This window comes from Dokdonella fugitiva (assembly GCF_014138265.1).
GTDB lineage: Bacteria > Pseudomonadota > Gammaproteobacteria > Xanthomonadales > Rhodanobacteraceae > Dokdonella_A > Dokdonella_A fugitiva_A.
In genome coordinates, this window is sequence record NZ_JACGXL010000005.1 from 334,333 (window position 1) to 353,698 (window position 19,366).

13 protein-coding genes are annotated in these 19,366 nt (G+C 70.3%); 8 read left to right on the forward strand and 5 right to left on the reverse strand.

Annotation, left to right across the window (positions count from 1 at the left end; all coding sequences use genetic code 11):
- Together FHW12_RS16205 and FHW12_RS16210 are read right to left on the reverse strand one after the other, a co-directional pair.
- Positions 1–3,021 carry a serine/threonine-protein kinase gene (locus tag FHW12_RS16205; RefSeq protein WP_182532077.1) on the reverse strand — a complete coding sequence of 1,007 codons (3,021 nt, stop codon included), beginning with the start codon at positions 3,019–3,021 and terminating at the stop codon, positions 1–3.
- Positions 3,018–3,581 (reverse strand): ECF-type sigma factor, encoded by a 564-nt coding sequence (locus tag FHW12_RS16210; protein ID WP_182532078.1) that lies wholly within the window; start codon positions 3,579–3,581, stop codon positions 3,018–3,020. Before FHW12_RS16210 ends, FHW12_RS16205 begins: the two co-directional genes overlap by 4 nt.
- Before the next feature lie 130 nt (positions 3,582–3,711).
- Here FHW12_RS16210 and FHW12_RS16215 point away from each other — a divergent pair, with 130 nt between their 5' ends.
- Positions 3,712–6,189, forward strand: coding sequence for a right-handed parallel beta-helix repeat-containing protein (locus FHW12_RS16215; protein ID WP_182532079.1), 2,478 nt, complete (start codon positions 3,712–3,714; stop codon positions 6,187–6,189).
- 147 nt (positions 6,190–6,336) lie between these two features.
- On the opposite strand, the gene mfd is transcribed toward FHW12_RS16215, so the two are convergent.
- A complete protein-coding gene (mfd, locus tag FHW12_RS16220) occupies positions 6,337–9,831 on the reverse strand; it encodes a transcription-repair coupling factor (RefSeq protein WP_182532080.1) in 3,495 nt (1,164 codons plus the stop codon).
- Positions 9,832–10,083: 252 nt separating this feature from the next.
- Here mfd and FHW12_RS16225 point away from each other — a divergent pair, with 252 nt between their 5' ends.
- Positions 10,084–11,196: an efflux RND transporter periplasmic adaptor subunit gene (locus FHW12_RS16225; RefSeq protein WP_182532081.1), complete on the forward strand. Its 1,113-nt coding sequence runs from the start codon at positions 10,084–10,086 to the stop codon at positions 11,194–11,196.
- 13 nt (positions 11,197–11,209) lie between these two features.
- A complete protein-coding gene (locus tag FHW12_RS16230) occupies positions 11,210–14,335 on the forward strand; it encodes an efflux RND transporter permease subunit (protein ID WP_182532082.1) in 3,126 nt (1,041 codons plus the stop codon).
- A gap of 43 nt (positions 14,336–14,378) precedes the next feature.
- On the opposite strand, the gene FHW12_RS16235 is transcribed toward FHW12_RS16230, so the two are convergent.
- Together FHW12_RS16235 and FHW12_RS16240 are read right to left on the reverse strand one after the other, a co-directional pair.
- Positions 14,379–14,870 carry a carboxymuconolactone decarboxylase family protein gene (locus FHW12_RS16235; protein WP_182532083.1) on the reverse strand — a complete coding sequence of 164 codons (492 nt, stop codon included), beginning with the start codon at positions 14,868–14,870 and terminating at the stop codon, positions 14,379–14,381.
- A gap of 169 nt (positions 14,871–15,039) precedes the next feature.
- Entirely contained in the window at positions 15,040–15,615 is a 576-nt protein-coding gene (locus FHW12_RS16240) for a GNAT family N-acetyltransferase (RefSeq protein ID WP_182532084.1), read from the reverse strand.
- A 130-nt stretch (positions 15,616–15,745) separates the two neighbouring features.
- On the opposite strand from FHW12_RS16240, the gene FHW12_RS16245 reads away from it, so the two are divergent.
- From FHW12_RS16245 to FHW12_RS16265, 5 genes are all read left to right on the forward strand, one after another.
- Entirely contained in the window at positions 15,746–16,117 is a 372-nt protein-coding gene (locus FHW12_RS16245; RefSeq protein WP_182532085.1) for an MmcQ/YjbR family DNA-binding protein, read from the forward strand.
- A 30-nt stretch (positions 16,118–16,147) separates the two neighbouring features.
- Positions 16,148–16,489, forward strand: a complete 342-nt coding sequence (locus tag FHW12_RS16250) for an MmcQ/YjbR family DNA-binding protein (protein WP_220484491.1) — start codon at positions 16,148–16,150, stop codon at positions 16,487–16,489.
- Between the two features lie 76 nt (positions 16,490–16,565).
- The gene (locus FHW12_RS16255) at positions 16,566–17,474 is read left to right on the forward strand and encodes a cation diffusion facilitator family transporter (RefSeq protein WP_182532086.1); all 909 of its coding nucleotides are present in this window, start codon (positions 16,566–16,568) and stop codon (positions 17,472–17,474) included.
- A gap of 1 nt (position 17,475) precedes the next feature.
- Positions 17,476–18,603, forward strand: coding sequence for a sensor histidine kinase (locus FHW12_RS16260; protein WP_182532087.1), 1,128 nt, complete (start codon positions 17,476–17,478; stop codon positions 18,601–18,603).
- Positions 18,596–19,366: a LytR/AlgR family response regulator transcription factor gene (locus FHW12_RS16265; protein ID WP_182532088.1), complete on the forward strand. Its 771-nt coding sequence runs from the start codon at positions 18,596–18,598 to the stop codon at positions 19,364–19,366. Before FHW12_RS16260 ends, FHW12_RS16265 begins: the two co-directional genes overlap by 8 nt.

Genomic DNA, 19,366 nt, shown 5'->3' on the forward strand with positions numbered 1-19,366 from the left:
TCAGGCGACGCCATGGCGCGGCCGGCGCGCCGCCGCGAGTTCGCGGCGCACGGCGTCGAGGCGTTCGCGCAACGCGTGCGTCGCTTGTGGATGCGTTTCGAGCAGCGCCGCCGCCTGGTCGAGCGCGGCGGTCGCGTCGGCCGCGCGATGCTGCGCGGCGCGCGCGCGCGCGAGTCCGATGCGCGCCTCGACCGCGCTGCGCACGTGGGACTCGCCCGATGTGGCGAGCAGGCCGGCGGCGGTTTCGAACGCGTCGGCGGCCGCGTCGGCGTCGCCGCGGGCGAGATAGGCGTCGCCCAGCGGCAACAACACGCGTGCACGGTCCGGGTGCGTCGGCGGATAGACCTCCTGTGCCATCGCACGGGCGCGTTCGAGGGTCTGGATCGCGCCGCCGACGTCGCCCGCATCGAGTTGCACGTGGCCGAGCCCGGCGAGCGCCTCGACGACCCGCAGGTGGTGCTCCGGAAGGCTTGCACGGTACACCGACAGGGCTTCCTCGAAGGTCGATCGCGCCTCTTCGAGCTGGCCGGCGATGCGCAACGTGGAAGCGAGGTTGGCGAGTGTGAAGCCGATCCGCTCGCCGCCCGTGCCGAGCGTGTCGCGGCGGATCGCGAGCGCCTGTCGCAGCAGGTCGACCGCCTGCGCGGCATCGCCGCGGTCGCGCTCGATGAGGGCGAGGCGTTGCAGGCCGTTGGCCATCTCCGAGTGGTGGCGACCGAGCACGCGCTGCCAGATCGCGAGCGCGCTGCGTGCTTCGCTTTCGGCCCGGTCGAGATCGTTGCGGGCCTGCGCGACCTCGGCCAGCAGGTCGTGCAGGCTCGCCGCATGCGCCGATTCGGGCCCGAAGGCGTCGTGGTCGATCGCGAGCGCTTCGTTCACGAGCGTTTCCGCGTCGCCGTGACGGCCCTGGTAGCTCGCGAGCGCGGCGACCCAGTACAGGCTGTCGGCGACCGCCGGATGATGATCGCCGAACAGCGCGCGGCGCATCGCCAGCGCATCGTCGAAATCGCGCCCGGCGGCGGCGAGGTCGCCCGCGGACAGCTCGAGCTTGCCGAGTTCGACCAGCGTCGTCGCCACGCTCGAATGCCGCCCTCCGTGCAGGCGGCGCTGTTGGTCGAGGCTGTCGGCGAGCAGCACGCGCGCTTCGGCGTAGTGCGCGCGCCCGGCGAGCACGTGCGCGAGGCTCTCCTCGTCGTCGGCGCCGCGCTCGTCCGGCGGGCGCGCGAGCCGGTGGTCGATGTCGAGCGCGGCGCGCAGCGTGCGCTCGGCGTCGTCGTTGCGTGCGGTGTCGGCGTACACGCCGCCGAGCCCGGCCAGCGTGCGTGCGCGCAGCGCATCCGGCGCGCCGGTCCGCTGCAGCGCGAGCGCCTCGTCGAGGTCGCGCTCGGCGTCCGCGTAGTGTTCCTGCAGGCGCTCGGTCGCGGCGAGTTCGACCAGCGCCGCCGCGAGCACCGGTGCATCCACGTCGGTCGCGCGCAGCAGGGCGACGCCCTGCGCCTGCAGCGGCAGCGCGCGGGCATACAGGCCCAGTCGCGCGTGCAGCGAGCCGATCAGGCGCAGCAGCTCGGCGCGCAGCGCCGGCTGGTCGGCGAGTTCACTGTTCGCGCGGCGTGCGCCTTCGTCGAGCAGCTCGCGCGCGGTGACCGTCTGGCCGCGCGCACGATCGGGATCGGACACGTCGAACACGCTGGTGAGGAACGCCTCGACCGCTTGCGCGCGCTGGCCGGCGATCGTGCTCCGCCGCGCCTCCCACAACACGCCGCCGATCGCCGCGAGCGTCGTCGCGACGATGACCAGCGTGGCCGCGCAGGCGAGCGCGTGGCGTCGCAGGAACCGCTGCACGCGACGCACGCGACGCGCGCCCGGCTGCGCGCGACCGTCGAGCCATGCGTGCAAGGCTTCGGCGAACGCGGCGACCGACGGATGGCGCTCGTCCGGTGCCTTGCACAGCGCACGCTGCACGATCGCATCGAGGTCGCCGCGCAGTTGGCGGCGCAGCGTGGCCGCATGGGTGCCTCGCGCCGCTGCCGCCGCCTCGCGCAAGGCGGGCGCGTCCATGCCGGGGCGCTGCAGCGCGCGCACGAGCGGCTCGGGCACTTCGTCGACGATCGCCTTGGGCCAGCTCGTCGCGCCGCTGTCGGCGCCGGCATAGGGCAGGCGGCCGCAGGCGAGTTCGTACAACAGGACCCCGAGCGCGTAGACGTCGGTGAGCGTCGTGACCGGTTGCGCGAGTACCTGCTCGGGTGCAGCGTACTCGCGCGTCATCGGCCGCGTGCCGGCGTCGGTCTGCATCGCTTCGGCATCGGCGTCGAGGAACTTGGCGATGCCGAAATCGAGCAGCTTCGGTTCGCCGGCCGCATTGACGAGGATGTTCGACGGCTTGAGGTCGCGGTGCACGACCAGGTTGCGGTGCGCGCACTGCACCGCGTCGCAGACCTTGAGCAGCACGCGCACGCGACCGGCGAGATCGAACCGGTGGGCGTCGCACCAGGCGGTGATCGGTTCGCCCTCGACGAATTCGAGCGTGAAATACGGTACGCCGTCCGCATCGAGGCCGCCGTCGTGGAGTGGCGCGATGTTCGGATGCGCGAGTCGCGCGAGGATGTCGCGCTCGCGCAGGAAGCGCTCGCGCAGTCCGCGCGTCGGCGTGTCGTGGTCGATGCGCTTGAGCGCGACCTGCTGGCGGAACTGGCCGTCGGCGCGTTCGGCGAGATAGACGCTGCCCATGCCGCCGCGACCGAGCAGGCGCAGCAGCCGGTAGGCGCCGACGCGCGTGCCGACGCGTTCGTCCGCGTCCTCGCCCGCGTGCGCGCCGAGCAGGCCCCGGGCGATCGCGGCGCCGCGATCGAGCGCTCCGGCCGGCGCCGCGTGCGCGGCGAGGAGGGTGCGCAGCTCGGCGGCGAAGTCGGGATCGGCGTCGCCGAGCTCGCGCAACCACCGCTCGCGCACGCCCGGATCGAGGTCGAGCGCCGTCGCGAACGACGCGCGCAGGCGTTCCCAGCGCGACGGCTCGGCGTTCACGACGCGACGGTGCCGAGCTCCCGCCGCAGGAACGCGCGGGCGAATTCCCAGTCGCGGCGCACCGTGCGCTCGTGGCGCTGCGTCGCCGCGGCGATCTCGCTGAAGCTGAGCCCGGCGAAGAAGTGCCACTCGATCAGCTGCGCGAGGTCGACGTCGTGCCGTTCCAGCGCGCGCAGCGCGCGGTCGATCTCGAGCAGGCTGCCGAGGTCGGCGTCGGCGAGTTCGAGCGCAGCGTCGATGTCGGTGGCGACGCGATCGCCGCCGCGCTTCTGCGCGTGCCGGCGGCGGGCGTGCTCGATGACGATCTGGCGCATCGCGCGCGAGGCGAGCGCGAAGAAGTGGTGCCGGTCGTGCAGCGGGCCGCGCGCGTTCGCGTCGAGCCGCACGTACAACTCGTGCACGAGCGCCGTCGCGGTCAGCGTCGCGCCCGGCGCGCGACGCAGCGTCTGCCGCGCGCGTTCGCGCAGCTCCGCGTAGACCGCCGCATAGGCGCGGGCGGCGGCCTCGTCGTCACCGCCTTGCGCGGCGTTCAGCAGATCGGTCAGGGATTCCGTCGCCAAGGCAGGTACCCGCTTCGAAGGCGTGCACAGTGTAGCGCCGCGCGCCGGGCGGGGCGGCTTGCCCGCTTTTCGCGCCGACCTGCGTGTAGCGCTGTCAGGCGGGGCCCGTCGCCCCGGAGAGGAAGCGCCCATGGCTGTCGATGCGAGGATATCCACTGCGTGCCTGTACCGGCGCGCGTTCGCCGCCCTGATGCTCGCGGCCATGGCGGTCGCACCGGTCGCACGTGCCGGATCGGCCGACTACTGCGCCGACAGCTTTTCGGCGCTGCAGGACGCGCTCCAGCGTGCGCGCACGAGTCCGCTGAACATCCAGGTCGTGCAGGGCACCTATCACATCGGGACGAGCGGCTCCGGCATCCCGATCGCCGCCGGCGCGAACCTGCGCGGCGGATACACCGCGGGTTGCGCGGGTCGCGACATCGAACTCGGCAATACGGTGATCGTCGGCGACTTCGACCTGCACCCGCGCGGCAACCTGACGATCGAGGGCATGACCTGGCACGGCGGCCTCACGATCTACCACGACGAGGACCTCGACGATCCCTCCGTGCCCGACGGCAGCGAGATCGCGATCCGCCGCAGCGCGTTCGTCGGCGACGCCGAAGGCGGTGGCATCGACGTCGAGTGGATCGCCGACGACGACGGCGCTACCGTGCGCATCGTCGACAGCGTCGTCGCCGGCAATTCGCTCGCCACGACCGCCTCGGGTATCAGCCTCTATGCGGCCAACGACGAGAGCCTCTCGTTCGAGCTCGTCAACGACACGATCGTCGACAACCTGCAGGGTGACGGCGTCAATGCGCAGATCAGCAGCAGTGGGGCGCTCCTCTACATCGACAACACGATCATCTACGGCAACTCGCAGGGCTCGCATCACGACCTCGTCGTCGATTCGCCGTTCTTCTCGCTGATCGACGACGACGTCGGCACGCACAGCTATCCGTCCCCGATCATCCCGCCGATCGGCCTCACCGGCGTCGATCCGAAGCTCGACGCGCAGTATCGCCCGATCGAGTCACCGCCTTCGCCGGTGATCAACACCGGCAGCAGCGACGTGCGCGGTGGCCTGCCGTCGACGGACCTGCCGGGCCGCGCGCGCGTGATCGGTACCGCCCCGGACCGCGGCGCGTTCGAGTCGGGCGTCGACGACAGCTTCCTGCAGACCGTCACCAATACGAACGACAGCGGTGCGGGTTCGCTGCGCACGGCGATCACCGGCGCGAATGCGCACGGCAGCGGCTTGATCACGTTCGACATCGGCAGCGGCTGCGGGCCGCACGTGATCACGCTGCAGTCGCCGCTGCCGTCGGTCACCGTGCCGCTGATCGTCAACGGCTACACCCAGGCCGGCGCGCTGGTGAACGATCTCGATCGCGGCACCGACGCGAAGTTCTGCGTCGTCCTCGAGGCCGGCGGCGCGTCCGTGACGAAGGGGTTGCAGATACCGACCGGCGCGGGCGACGGCGTCTCGCTGTTCGCCAAGGGCCTCGCGTTCAGCGGCTTCTCCGAGGCCGCGATCGCGCTCGGTTCCGGCAGCGGCAGTTCGATCGGCGGCAATCGCTTCGGCGGCAGTGCGTCCGGGCATGCGTTGCAGCCGAACGGCGCGGGCATCCGCGTCGACGCGAACGCGCACGACACGCAGATCGGCAGCGACGATCCGGCCGACCGCAACATCATCGGCGGCTCGAGCGACGGCAGCGGCATCCTCGTGTTCGGCAGCCTGTCCGGTTCGACGCCGGTCGGCAGCCACGACAACCAGATCATCGGCAACCTGATCGGCGTCGACTGGAGCGGTGGTGCCGACGGCCACTACACGAGCCTCGCCAACGGTGCGCGCGGCATCTATCTCGCCGGCCACGACAACGAGATCAGCGGCAACTTCATCGGCGCCAACGCGCAGGCCGGCATCTACGTCGCCAACGGCGGCGCACGCGGCAACACGATCGAGAACAATGCGATCGGCTTCTTCGCCGAAGGCATCGACCTCGGCAACGGTGCGGCCGGCGTCCGCCTCGACGGCGACGCCGGCGACGCGCCGAGCGCGAACGTGATCCGCTACAACGCGATCGGCTACAACGTGGGGCCGGGCGTGTGGATCGGCATCGGCCGGCAGAACCGCACGCGGCAGAACCAGATCTTCGCGAACGGCGGGCTCGGCATCGACCTCGATGTCGCCGGTATCCAGGCGAACGACAACGACGGCGCCGCGCCGCCCGCGGACTACGCCAACCGCGGGCAGAACTACCCGACGCTCTCGAACGCGCTCGGCGGTGGAGACACCGGGCGCTTCACCGGCCTGCTCGAATCATCGCTCGGCGACTACCGCATCGACTTCTACGGTACGCGCGGCGGCTGCCCGGTCGACGACAACCGGCAAGCCGAGTACTTCATCGGCACGGTGAGCGTATCGATCACCAAGGCGGCGATCGGTGGCAACGGCGCGGCCTCGATCGGCGCCTACCTGCATTCGAAGGATGCGCCGCTGCGTGCGGGCGACGGCATCATGGCGACGGCGACCGACGGCAGTGGCGACACGTCCGAGCTGTCGGCGTGCATCGTCTACCAGGACGACGTCATCTTCGCGAACGGCTTCGAGTTCGCGTTCTGAGGCGCATCGCCGCGCGGTGCGAGCCGCGCGGCGGCGTGGATTGACCAGCATGGATTGAACACGGAGCACACGGAGAAAGCGAAGGAATGAAGAGCTTTTCCTTTGTAGCTCCGCGTTTCAGGCTGTTGCTTTCCCGACGAACTCGCCTCAGGCGGCGATCCGCGCGCCGAGCGTGCGCAACAGGTCGTTCGCGGCGCGCAGGCGTTCGCTCGCGCCTTCGAGCGGCAGCTTGAAACGCAGCTTGTCCTGGCCGTCGAGCGCGTACACGCGTGGCTGCGACTGGATCAGGCGGATCACCGTGAGCGGCTCGACCGCAGGGTTCGGGCGGAAGATCACGCGACCGCCGCTCGCGCCGAGTTCGAGCTTGCGGATGCCGAGCGGCGTCGCCGCGAGCTTGAGCGCGGTCACCGCGAACAACTGCTTCACCGGATCCGGCAGCAGGCCGAAGCGGTCGACCATCTCGACCTGCAGTTCGCGCAGCGCGTCCTCGTCGCGCGCGCTCGCGATGCGCTTGTACAGCGTGAGGCGCGTGTTGACGTCGGGCAGGTAGTCGTCCGGGATCAGCGCGGGCAGGTGCAGCTCGACTTCGGTCTCGTGCTCGCTGGTGAGGTCGAAGTCGGGCACCTTGCCTTGCCTGAGCGCGCGCACGGCGCGATCGAGCATCTCGGTGTAGAGCGAGAAGCCGACTTCCTCGATCTGCCCGCTCTGTTCCTCACCGAGCAGTTCGCCCGCGCCGCGGATCTCGAGGTCGTGCGTGGCGAGCGTGAAGCCGGCGCCGAGTTCGTCGAGCGAGGCGAGCGCCTCCAGGCGCTTCTCCGCGTCGGCGGTGATCGAGCGGCCCTCGGGCACCATCAGGTAGGCGTAGGCGCGATGGTGCGAACGGCCGACGCGACCGCGCAACTGATGCAGCTGGGCGAGGCCGAAGCGGTCGGCGCGGTTGATGATGATCGTGTTCGCGCTCGGCACGTCGATGCCCGACTCGATGATCGTCGTCGCGACGAGCACGTTGAAGCGTTGCCGGTAGAAGTCGAGCATGATGAGCTCGAGCTCGCGGTCCGGCATCTGGCCGTGCGCATAGCGGATGCGCGCTTCGGGCATGAGCTCGGCGAGCTCGCGCGCGGTCTTCTCGATCGTCTCGACGTCGTTGTGCAGGAAGTACACCTGGCCGCCGCGCGCATGCTCGCGCTGCAGCGCCTCGCGCACGAGCGCGACGTCGTACGGGCTGATGAAGGTCTGCACGGCGAGGCGGTGCGCCGGCGGCGTCGCGATGATCGACAGGTCGCGCAGCCCCGCCATCGCCATGTTCAAGGTGCGCGGGATCGGCGTCGCGGTGAGCGTGAGCAGGTCGACTTCGGCGCGCAGCTTCTTCAGCGCTTCCTTCTGGCGCACGCCGAAGCGCTGTTCCTCGTCGATGATCACGAGGCCGAGGTCCTTGAAGCGCACGTCGGACTGCACCAGCTTGTGCGTGCCGATCATGACGTCGATGCGACCGTCGGCGAGCTTCTCCAGCGCCGTGTCGATCTCCTTCTTCGACTTGAAGCGCGACAGCACCTCGACGCGGATCGGCCAGTCGGCGAAGCGGTCGCGGAAATTCTGGAAGTGCTGCTGCGCGAGCAGGGTGGTCGGCGCGAGCACGGCGACCTGCTTGCCCGCGGTCGCGGCGGCGAAGGCAGCGCGCAGCGCGACTTCGGTCTTGCCGAAGCCGACGTCGCCGCAGACGACGCGATCCATCGGCTTCGACGCGGCGAGGTCGGCGAGCACGGCTTCGATCGCGGTGGTCTGGTCCGGCGTCTCCTCGAACGGGAACGCCGCGCCGAACTGGTCGTTGAGTTCGCGGTCGATCGCCAGCGCCGTGCCCTGGCGCGCTTCGCGCTGCGCGTAGATCGCCAGCAGCTCGGCGGCGACGTCGCGCACCTTCTGCGCGGCCTTCTTCTTCGCGCGCTCCCAGGCGTCGCCGCCGAGCGCGTGCAGCGGCGCGAGTTCGGGCGCGGTGCCGGAGTAGCGCGAGACGAGATGCAGCTGGGCGACCGGCACGTACAGCTTGTCGCCCTTGGCGTACTCGATCGCGAGGAACTCCGACGGCTCCTCGCCGAACTGCGCGCGGCCGCCGACGTCGAGCTTGATCAGGCCCTGGTAACGGCCGACGCCGTGGTCGATGTGCACGATCGGCGCGCCGGGCACGAGCTCGGACAGGTCGCGCAGCACCTGCTCCGGATCGCGCGCGGCGCGTTTGCGCCGGCGCACCTGCTGCACGCGCTCGCCGTGCAGCTCGCGCTCGGTCAGCACGGTGATCGCCGGATCGGTCAGCGCGAAGCCCTGCTCGAGCGGTGCGGCGGTGATGCCGAAGCGGTTGCCGTCGTCGATGAAGTCGCGCCAGCCGGCGTAGGTCTGCGGGCGCAGGCGCGCGGCGGCGAGCTGTTCGATCAGCGCTTCGCGGCGGCCGGCCGAATCGGTCGCGATGAGCACGCGGCCGGGGTAGGCGGCGACGAAGCGGCGCAGCGCTTCGCCGGGCTCGTCGCCCTTGCGCGCGAGCGGCAGCATCGGCGCCGGCTGCGTGCCGAGGTCGATCGCGTGGCGTTCGGCGGCGCCGCCGTCGGCGTCGGCCGCCGGCGCATTCGACACGATGTCGACGCGCAGCGCGACGTTCAGGTGTTCGCGCAGCTGCTGCGTCGTGAGGTACAGCTCGATCGGCGGCAGCACCGGGCGCTCGACGTCGTGCGCGCGCTGGGCGTAACGCTCGCCGGTCTGCGTCCAGAACGCCTCGGCGGCGTCGAGCGCGCCGTCGCCGAGCACGAACAGCGCGTCGTCGGCGAGGTAGTCGAACAGCGTCTCGGTCTGCGCGAAGAACAGCGGCAGGTAGTATTCGATGCCGGCCGGCGTCGCGCCTTCCTTGATGTCCTGGTACAGCGGGCAACGGCGCGGATCGATCGGGAAGCGCTCGCGCAGCGTGTTGCGGAACGCCTTCGCCGATTCCTCGGTGAGCGGGAATTCGCGTGCGGGCAAGAGGCGCACCGCGTCGACCTTGTGGTCCGAACGCTGCGTCTCAGGATCGAACGTGCGGATCGACTCGATCTCGTCGTCGAACAGCTCGATACGGTACGGCGCCGGGCTGCCCATCGGGTAGATGTCGAGCAGCGCGCCGCGCACGGCGAAGTCGCCCGGTTCCTGCACCTGCGGCACGTTGCGGTAGCCGGCCGCTTCGAGGCGGCGCTGCTCGTGCGCGATGTCGAGCTTCTGGCGCAGTTCGAGCACGAGGCTCGAGCCGCCGACGTAGCCGCGCGGCGCGAGGCGCTGCATGAGCGTCGCGACCGGCACGACGAGCACCCCGCGCGCGAGCGTCGGCAGGCGGTACAGCGTGGCGACGCGCTGCGAGACGATGTCCGGGTGCGGCGAGAACAGGTCGTAGGGCAGGGTTTCCCAGTCGGGGAACTGCAGCACCTCGACGTCGTTGCCGGCGAACACCGCGAGTTCGGCCTCGAGCGCGTGCGCGGCATGCGTGTCGCGTGCGACCGCAACGACGAGCCCCGCGTGCGAGCGGGCGGTCTCGGCGAGGGCGAGGGCGAACGCGGAACCGTGCGGCGCCTTCCAGTAGCGGCGCTGACGGGGCGTGGTCGGCAGGGTGGGTCGGATCAGTCGGGTCATGCGTGACGTCGGCGGGTGCGTCCGCGGCAACGGTGCGGCGCAGGGTCGCGCATTCTATCAGGCGGCGACGATCCGCAGGCGCGCGCGACGGCCTCGTGCGAAATGATGCCGATCGCCCGGATCGCAAGCAGCGCGTGCCTGCCTGGGCCGATCGTCATGCGAGGTCTTTACTTCGCATTTACCGGTGCGCCGGGAACCCCGGCATGCCGATCGGCGACAATAGCGGGATCGATGGAATGGAGCGGACGGCGGATGGACGGGCGGCAATTTCTGCAACGCGGTGCGAAGTTCGGCGGCACGATCGTGGCCTGCGCGCTCACGGCCTGTTCGCGCGATCACGCGCCGCCGAAGGCACCGCCCGCGCCGGTCGTCGTCGCGGTCGCGGCGGCGCGCGACATGCCCGTGCTGGTGACGGCGCCGGGCAGCGTGGAGGCGATCAACAGCGTCGCGGTGAAGTCGCTCGTCGACGGCCAGCTGCTCGAATCGCGGGTCTTGGACGGCGCCGACGTCACGGCGGGCCAACTGCTGTTCCGCATCGATCCGCGACCCGCGCAGGCGGCCCTGCAGCAGGCGCTCGCCCAGCAGGCGAAGGACGAGGCGACGCTCGAGCAGGCGCGCTCGCAGGTGAAGCGCTACGAGGACATCGCGGCCAAGGGCTATCTGTCGGCCGACCAGATGGAGCAGTACCGAACGAATCTCGACGCCGCGCGTGCGAGCGTGAAGGTCGACGAGGCGAACGTCGCCGCCGCGCGCGTCACGCTGTCCTACACCGACATCCACGCGCCGCTCGCCGGCCGCATCGGCCGCATCCTGATCCAGCCCGGCAACGTCGTGAAGGCGAACGACACCAATCCGCTCGTCACGATCAACCAGATCGAGCCGATCTACGTGAACTTCTCGCTGCCGTCGGCGCAGCTCGGACGCGTGCAGGCGGCGCAGAAGGCGGCGCCGCTGGCGGTGCAGGCGAGCGTGATCGGCGTCGACAAACCGGTCGAAGGCAAGGTCGCGTTCATCGACAACGCGGTCGACACGAGCACGGGCACGGTGCGCCTGCGCGCAGAGTTCCCGAACGCCGAGCACATGCTCTGGCCGGGACAACTCGTCGGCACGAGCCTCACGCTCGGCCACGATCCGAATGCGGTCGTCGTGCCGGGGCAGGCGGTGCAGAACGGTCCCGACGGCACCTACGTGTTCGTCGTGCGCAGCGACCAGACCGCCGAGCAGCGACGCGTCGGCGTCGCGCGCGTCGTCGCCGGCGAGGCGGTGATCGAGAAGGGGCTCGCGGCCGGCGAGACCGTCGTGGTCGACGGCCAGTCGCGCGTCGAGGACAAGGCGGCGGTGAAGGTCATGCCGGCGTCGGGTTGACGGAGCGGCGACGATGAGCGTTTCCGAGATCTTCGTCCGCCGCCCGGTGATGACCACGCTGGTCATGATCGGCATCCTCGTGTTCGGCATCGTCGGTTACCGGCTGCTGCCGGTGGCGGCACTGCCGAACGTCGACTTCCCGACGATCCAGGTCTCGGCGAGCCTGCCCGGCGCGTCGCCGGAGACGATGGCGTCGGCGGTCGCGACGCCGCTCGAGAAGCAGTTCTCGACGATCCCCGCGATCGACTCGATGACCTCGTCGAGCGCGCTCGGTTCGACCAGCATCACCCTGCAATTCGCGCTCGACCGCAACATCGACGCCGCGGCGCAGGACGTGCAGGCCGCGATTTCCGCCGCGCTGCGCCAGTTGCCGACGCAGATGACGACGCCGCCGACGTTCCGCAAGGTGAATCCGGCCGACTCGCCGATCTTCTTCGTCGCATTCACGTCGAAGACGCTGCGCCTGTCGACGCTCGACGAATACGCCGAGAACACGCTCGCGCAGCGCATCTCGACCGTCAACGGCGTCGCCCAGGTGAACGTCTACGGCTCGCAGAAGTACGCGGTGCGCATCGATCTCGACCCGGACGCGTTGTCGACGCGCGGCCTCGGCATCGACACGGTCGCCAATGCGGTCGGCAAGGGCAACGTGAACCTGCCGACCGGCACGCTGTACGGACCCAACCGCATCTACAACGTGATGGTCGGTGGCCAGTTGTTCGACGCGGCCGCGTTCGGCGACCTCATCGTGACCTACCAGAACGGCGCTCCGGTCCGCCTGAAGGACATCGCCCGGGTCTACGACGGCGTGCAGAACGACAAGGGCGGTGCGCTCATCGACGGCGAACAGGGCGTCGTGCTGGCGATCCAGAAGCAGCCCGGCACCAACACGATCCAGGTCGTCGAAGACATCAAGAAGATGCTGCCCGCGTTCCAGCGCACGCTGCCGGCGGGCGCCGACCTGCGCGTGATCTACGACCGCTCGCGGAGCATCCGCGAATCGGTCGCCGACGTGAAGTTCAGCCTCGTGCTCGCGCTGGGCCTGGTCGTGCTCGTGATCTTCGTGTTCCTGCGCAACCTGCAGGCGACCCTGATCCCGTCGCTGGCGCTGCCGATGTCGATCGTCGGCACGTTCGCGGTCATGTACGCGCTCGACTTCAGCATCGACAACCTCTCGTTGATGGCGCTCACGCTCGCGGTCGGCTTCGTCGTCGACGACGCGATCGTCATGCTCGAGAACATCTCGCGCCACCTCGAGATGGGCAAGGACCGCCTGCGCGCGACGCTCGACGGCGCGAAGGAGATCGGCTTCACGATCGTGTCGATGACGCTGTCGCTCGCGGCCGTGTTCATCCCGGTCGTGTTCATGGGCGGCATCATCGGCCGCCTGCTGAAGGAATTCGCGATCACGATCGTCGCCGCCGTGCTCGTGTCCGGCTTCGTCAGCCTCAGCCTCACGCCGATGCTGTGCAGCCGCATGCTCAAGCCGCTGCACGGCGGTACGCACGGTCGCCTCTACCAGGCCTGCGAGCGCGCGTTCGACGCGACGCAGTCGCTGTACGGACGCACCTTGCGCGCGATCGTGCGCCATCGCTTCATCGTGCTGCTGACGTTCTTCGCCCTGGTGGTCGCGACCGGCGTGCTCGCGGCGCGCGTGCCGAAGGGCTTCCTGCCGAACGACGACACCGGCCAGCTGTTCGTGTTCACCCAGGCGGCGCAGGACATCGGCTTCGACGCGATGATGGACAAGCAGCGCCAGGCCGCGGAGATCCTGCGCCGCAACCCGAACGTCGAGAGCGTGTTGGCGTTCGTCGGCGCGGGCGGCAGCAGCGCGACGCTCAACCTCGGCCGCATGATCGTCAACCTCAAGCCGCCGCACGAGCGCAAGAGTGCCGACGCGGTCGTGCAGGAGATCCGGCCGACCCTGCAGGGAATCGCCGGCCTGCAGGCATTCGCGCAGAACCTGCCGCTGATCCGCATCGGCGGCAAGCTCACCAACAGCACCTACCAGTTCGTGCTGCAGGACACCGATACGAAGCGCCTGTTCGAATGGACGCCGAAACTCGTCGCCGGGCTGTCGAAGCTGCCCGGCTTCCTCGACGTCAACAGCGACATGCTCATCGCGAACCCGCAGCTCGACGTCACGATCGACCGCGACGCGGCGGCCGCGTACGGCGTCACGCCCGACGCGATCGAGAATGCGCTGTACTACGCGTTCGGCCCGGCGCAGGTGTCGACGATCTACACGCCGACCGACCAGTTCTGGGTGCTGCTGCAGGTGGATCCCGCGCGCCAGGCCGATACGTCGGTGCTGTCGTCGGTCTACGTGACGCCGACCCTGCCGCCGAAGGCGAGCGTGGGCGACGCGACCGCGACGCCGACGAGCCAGCTCGTGCCGCTGTCGGCGGTCACGCACACCGGCCAGTCGGTCGGGCCGGCGACGATCAACCACCTCGGCCAGGTACCTGCGGTCACCGTGTCGTTCAACCTCGCGCCCGGCATGTCGCTCAGCGACGCGGTTTCGGGCGTCGACCGCGCGGTCGCGCAATTGCACATGCCCGACACGATCAGCGCCTCGTTCCAGGGCACCGCGCAGCAGTTCCAGGACTCGCTGTCGGGCATGGGTATCCTGCTGCTGCTCGCGGTGTTCGTGATCTACCTCGTGCTCGGCATTCTCTACGAGAGCTTCATCCACCCGCTGACGATCCTCTCGGGCCTGCCGACCGCGGTGTTCGGCGCGTTGCTCACGTTGATGGTGTTCGGCAAGGACCTCGACCTGTACGGCGCGGTCGGCCTGATCATGCTGATCGGCATCGTCAAGAAGAACGCGATCATGATGATCGACTTCGCGCTGGAGAAGCAGCGCGAGGGCGAGGATCCCGAGCACGCGATCCTCGACGCCTGCGTGATCCGCTTCCGGCCGATCATGATGACGACGTTCGCCGCGCTGATGGGCACCTTGCCGATCGCGCTCGGCTTCGGCGCCGGCGCGGAGGCGCGGCGGCCGCTCGGCCTCGCCGTGGTCGGCGGCCTCGTCACGTCGCAGCTGCTCACGCTCTACATCACGCCGGTCATCTACCTGTATTTCGAGCGGTTGCAGCAGCGCCTGCGCCGGCGCAAGGCGGCAGCGGCCGCGTGAGGCGAGCCGGGCGCGACGCGGCCGTCGCGCCCGGTGCATGCGCCTACTTGCCGGTCGCCTTCGCCTCCTGCTTCGCGTGCTCCGAGGCGTAGCGCATCATCGCGTCGACCTCGTCGCGGAACGTCGCGAAGTCGACCTGCGCGCCGTTGATGACCGTGCTCCAGTGGCGCGTCACCGCGGCCATCGCGACGGCTTCCTTGATTTCCTCGTCGCTGGCGCCGTCGGCCTTCGCGCTCTTCGCGTGGAAGTACACGCAGTACTGGCACGGTATCTGCGCCGCGACGGCGAGGCCGATCAGCTCCTTGACCTTCGGCGACAGCGCACTGTCGCCGCTGAGCTGCACGGCCTTGAACTCGTCCCAGGCGCCGGCGATGCCGGCATCCGGGAATGCCTCGACGAAACCGGGCACGCGCCCGAACATCCGGCGCATTTCCGCCTTCGCGTCCTGCGCGCCCTGCGTGGCCGGTTCGCCGGCGCCGGCGGAGGCGCCAGCGACGACCAGCGACAGTATTGCGATCGACAATTTCGTTTTCATGCATGCTCTCCCGACATGGACGGTGGTGCAGGCGCGAGCGGACCCGGCCGCGGTCCTCGAATCGCGGGTGGGATGTCTGCAGCGTGCGTGCAGCCGAAGGGACCGGGCGAGCGCCGGGAAGCTGTCATCGCGCGCATGGCCGCGTCGTCGCGGCCGCGGCGGTGATCGCTCAGGAACGGGGCGCGGGAAGGGAGCGCAGCTTTCGCGCGAGGTCGAACCGCACGCGCACGACGCCGGCCTCGTCGGGCACGCGTTCACGCACCGCACCGAGGCGGTGCGAGAAATCGAGCATCAGCGCGTTGTCGGCGAGCACGGTGCCCCACAGCTCGCGCAGGCCGCGCCGGCGCGCTTCCTCGATCAGGCGGCGCATCAGCGCACGGCCGATGCCGATGCCTAGCATCTGCGGATCGACGATGAGCGCGAACTCGGCCGAGTCGCCGGGCGGGGCCAGGTGCAGGCGCGCTTCGCCGCGCACTTCGCCGTCGTCGTCGACGACGACGTAGGCGGCCGTGGTCGCGCGGTCGATGTCGGCGAGCCGATGCGCGGCTTCATCGGAAAGCTCGTTCATGCGATGGAACGTGCGCTGGCGCACCTGCTCCGGCGTGAGCCGCGCGAAACCACGCTTGAGCGCCTCGACATCGTCGCCGCGCACCGGTCGCACGCGCAGGACGCGACCGTCGGCGGCGCGGAACGCGCGACCGCGCCGCTGCGCTGGACTGCGGTTCGGCGAACGGCTTGCGGTCATGCGGCCCCCGTGCGAGCGACCGGCGAAGCATGCCATGCGTCGCCCTCGCGCGCCTTCGCCCCGCGCGGACGCGGGTTCCCGCATCCGTCGCGAGGGGCTACGATGCGTGCTTTGGCGCGGAGTCGACACGATGGACAAGCCGGTCACGGGTCTCGGCGACGCGGATCTGGACGATCTCTGCGCGCGCTGGCCGGGCGCCACGCGCTCGATCAAATGGGAGGTCGACCTCGTCTGGAGCGTCGCGAACAAGATGTTCGTCGTGTACTGCACGCTCGGGCCCGATCGGGGCCGCCTGTCGTTCAAGGTCGATTCCGACCGATTCCTCGAACTCACCGCGCAGCCGGGCATGGCGCCGGCGCACTACATGGCGCGCGCGTTCTGGGTCAGCGTGACCGAGCCCGAGCGCTACGCGCGCGACGAACTCGCGGGTTTCGTGCGTCGATCGTACGAACTCGTGCGCGCGAACCTGCCGAAGAAGACGCAGGCGGCACTCGGCGAATGAGCGCGGGCACGACGCCGGTGCGGTGACGCGATGCCCGGCATCGACGCCGACGACTTCCGTCGCCTCGCGCTCGCCTTGCCCGGGGCGGTCGAAGGCGCGCACATGGGGCACGCCGACTTCCGCGTGCGCAAGAAGATCTTCGCCACGCTCGGCGCGCCCGATGCGCAGTGGGGCATGGTCAAGCTCGCGCCGGAGCAGCAGGAACTGTTCATCCGCGTCGACGCCGCGTTCACGCGCGCGAAGGGTGCCTGGGGGCGGCAGGGTTGCACGCTCGTGCGCCTCGACGCGGTGAGAGCCGACGTGCTGCACGACGCGCTGACCGCGGCGTGGCGCAACATCGCGCACGGTCCGAGCGCGCCGCCGGGCCGCTAGGCGAGACCCACGTCCTACCGTTTTGCGCTCGACCCGCCCTACACTGGCGGACCCTGATCCACGGAACCGACCGCGCATGTCCGGCAAGGCCGACTCCCTCAAGACGATCTTCTTCGCGCTCGGCGCGAATTTCGCGATCTTCGTGTCGAAGGCCGTCGCGGCCGCGCTCACGGGTTCGGGCGCGATGACCGCCGAGGCGGTGCACTCGCTCGCCGACTGCGGCAACCAGGGCCTGCTCTTGCTCGGCCTGAAGAACGCCAAGCGCCTGCCGTCGCCGGACTATCCGCTCGGCCACGGCAAGGCGATCTACTTCTGGTCGTTCCTCGTCGCGCTGCTGCTGTTCACGGTCGGCGGTGCGTTCTCGATCTACGAGGGCCTGCACAAGCTGCACGAACCCGAACCGCTGCGTTGGCCGTGGCTCGCGGTCGGCGTGCTCGCGTTCGGCGTGGTCGCCGAAAGCTTCTCGATGTGGGGCTGCATGCGCGAGGTGAACAAGGCGCGCGGCGACCACAGCCTCTGGTACTGGTTCCGCGAGAGCAGGCAGAGCGAGCTCATCGTCGTGTTCGGCGAGGACCTCGCCGCGTTGCTCGGCCTCGTCTTCGCGCTGGCCGCGGTACTGCTGACGATGATCACCGGCAATCCGGTGTTCGACGCGATCGGCACGCTCGCGATCGGCGTGCTGCTCGTGTTCGTCGCACTCTTCGTCGCGATCGAGGTCAAGGCCCTGCTGATCGGGCAGAGCGCCGATCCGGAGCTGAAGGCGGCGATCAATGCGTTCCTCGAGCAACGGCCGGAGATCGCGCGCGTGTTCAACGTGATCACGCTGCAGCTCGGCGTCGACGTCATGGTCGCGATCAAGGCGGAGATGCGCGGTGATCTCTCCGCACGCGCGTTGGTCGAGGCGATCAACGCGGTCGAGGGTGACCTCAAGGCGCGCTTCCCGGAGATCCGCTGGTCGTTCTTCGAGCCGGACGTGGCGGACTGAGATGAAGGGCATGGCCGGCGTCGACGCGGAGATCCCGGCGGCCGCAAGCGCGGGCGGCGCCGTCGTAGCGAGCAGCCGCTGGCGGCCGTGGCTCGCCTACGCGGCCGCGTGGCTCGGCCTCGGCCTGTGGCTCGGCATCAACGTCGTCATCGGCCACCGCAACAGCGGCCGGGAGATCCCGGCGTGGGAACCGATGAGCTGGGAGCTCAGCAGCGTGGTCGTCGTCGCGGTGCTCGCGATCGGCATCTTCCGCTTCGAGCGGCGCCATCCGCTGTCCGGTCCCGACTGGCTTCGGCGCGTGCCGTTGCACGTGCCCGCGGCGATCGCTTTCTCGCTGTTGCACACGCTCGGCATGGTCGGCATCCGCAAGGTCGTCTACGTGCTCATGGGCAGCCGCTACGACTTCGGCGATCCGCTGCTCGGCTTCGCCTACGAGCTGCAGAAGGACCTCATCAGCTACGCGCTGATCGCCGGCGCCTGCGTCGCCTGGCGCGCGCAACGCGCACGGCGCGAGCGCGAGCTCGCCGTGCTGCAGCTCGAGCGCGACCTCGGCCAGGCGCGCCTCGCGCAGCTGACCGCGCAGATCGAACCGCATTTCATGTTCAACACGCTCAACGCGATCTCCAACCGCATGCACGAGGACGTCGAAGCAGCCGACCGCATGATCGCCGCGCTCGCCGTGCTCATGCGCGTCGCGCTCAGCGAGACCGGCGACACGCGCGTGCGCGTGGTCGACGACGTGGTCTGGCTCGAACGCTACTTCGAGCTCATGCGCGAGCGCTTCCGCGGCAAGCTCGAGACGCAGGTGGAAGTCGAACCGGCCGCGCGCGACGCGCGCATCCCGCGCCTGCTGCTGCAGCCGCTCGTCGAGAACGCGTTCGAGCATGGCCTCGCCTCCGGGCGCGGGCGCGTGCAGGTGACGATCGGCGCGAACGAGACGACGGTGTTCTGCACGGTCGAGGACGATGGCCGCGGCCTTTCGCCGGACTACGCACCCGGCGTCGGCCTTTCCAACGTGCGCCACCGGCTCGAGCTCATGTATCCGGGCCGGCACCGCTTCGCGATCGCACCGGGACGCATCGCCGGCACGCGCATCGAGATCGAACTGCCGTTCGAACGCGATGCCTGAAGTCCGCGTCGCGATCGTCGAGGACGAGCCGCCCGCGCGCGCGAAGCTGCGTCGCCTGCTCGCCTCGCGCGCGGGCTGGCGCATCGTCGGCGAGGCGGAGGACGTCGCCGGCGGCACGGCGCTGCTGCGCGACGCGGCGCCGGACCTGCTGTTCCTCGACATCCAGCTCGGCGCGGAGAACGGCTTCGACGTGCTCGCGCGCACCGCGCCGCCGCATCCGCTGGTCGTGTTCACGACCGCGTACCACGAGCACGCGCTGCGCGCGTTCGACGTCGCCGCGCTCGACTACCTGCTCAAGCCGTTCGACCGCGCGCGCTTCGCGCAGTGCCTCGAACGCGTCGCCGCGCGCCTCGCCGAACGCAGCGGCGACGACGGCGGCGCCGACGACGAGGAACGCCTGCGCCGCGTCGGCGACCTCGGCCGCGCGGGACGCCTGGTCCGCCTCGTCGTGCACGAACGCGGGCGTGCGCGCATCGTGCCGGTCGCCGACGTGCTGCGCCTGTCGGCGTCGGGCAACTACGTCGAGGTGCACACGCGCGAGCGCCGCCATCTCGTGCGCGCGACCCTGTCGCGCCTCGCACAGCGGCTCGATCCGGGCGAATTCCTGCGCGTGCATCGCTCGCACCTCGTGCGCGCGGACTTCATCGCCGCGACCGCGCCGCATGCGCACGGCGACCTCGCGCTGACCCTGCGCGACGGCACCGAGCTGTTGCTGAGCCGGCGCTATCGCGCGCTACTGCCCGCGGACTGGCGTGGCGGCTGA

Coding starts and splice junctions, on each gene's coding strand:
- FHW12_RS16215 (WP_182532079.1), top strand. CDS start 3,712: ATGGCTGTCGATGCGAGGATATCCACTGCGTGCCTGTACCGGCGCGCG.
- mfd (WP_182532080.1), bottom strand. CDS start 9,831: ATGACCCGACTGATCCGACCCACCCTGCCGACCACGCCCCGTCAGCGC.
- FHW12_RS16225 (WP_182532081.1), top strand. CDS start 10,084: ATGGACGGGCGGCAATTTCTGCAACGCGGTGCGAAGTTCGGCGGCACG.
- FHW12_RS16230 (WP_182532082.1), top strand. CDS start 11,210: ATGAGCGTTTCCGAGATCTTCGTCCGCCGCCCGGTGATGACCACGCTG.
- FHW12_RS16235 (WP_182532083.1), bottom strand. CDS start 14,870: ATGAAAACGAAATTGTCGATCGCAATACTGTCGCTGGTCGTCGCTGGC.
- FHW12_RS16240 (WP_182532084.1), bottom strand. CDS start 15,615: ATGACCGCAAGCCGTTCGCCGAACCGCAGTCCAGCGCAGCGGCGCGGT.
- FHW12_RS16245 (WP_182532085.1), top strand. CDS start 15,746: ATGGACAAGCCGGTCACGGGTCTCGGCGACGCGGATCTGGACGATCTC.
- FHW12_RS16250 (WP_220484491.1), top strand. CDS start 16,148: ATGCCCGGCATCGACGCCGACGACTTCCGTCGCCTCGCGCTCGCCTTG.
- FHW12_RS16255 (WP_182532086.1), top strand. CDS start 16,566: ATGTCCGGCAAGGCCGACTCCCTCAAGACGATCTTCTTCGCGCTCGGC.
- FHW12_RS16260 (WP_182532087.1), top strand. CDS start 17,476: ATGAAGGGCATGGCCGGCGTCGACGCGGAGATCCCGGCGGCCGCAAGC.
- FHW12_RS16265 (WP_182532088.1), top strand. CDS start 18,596: ATGCCTGAAGTCCGCGTCGCGATCGTCGAGGACGAGCCGCCCGCGCGC.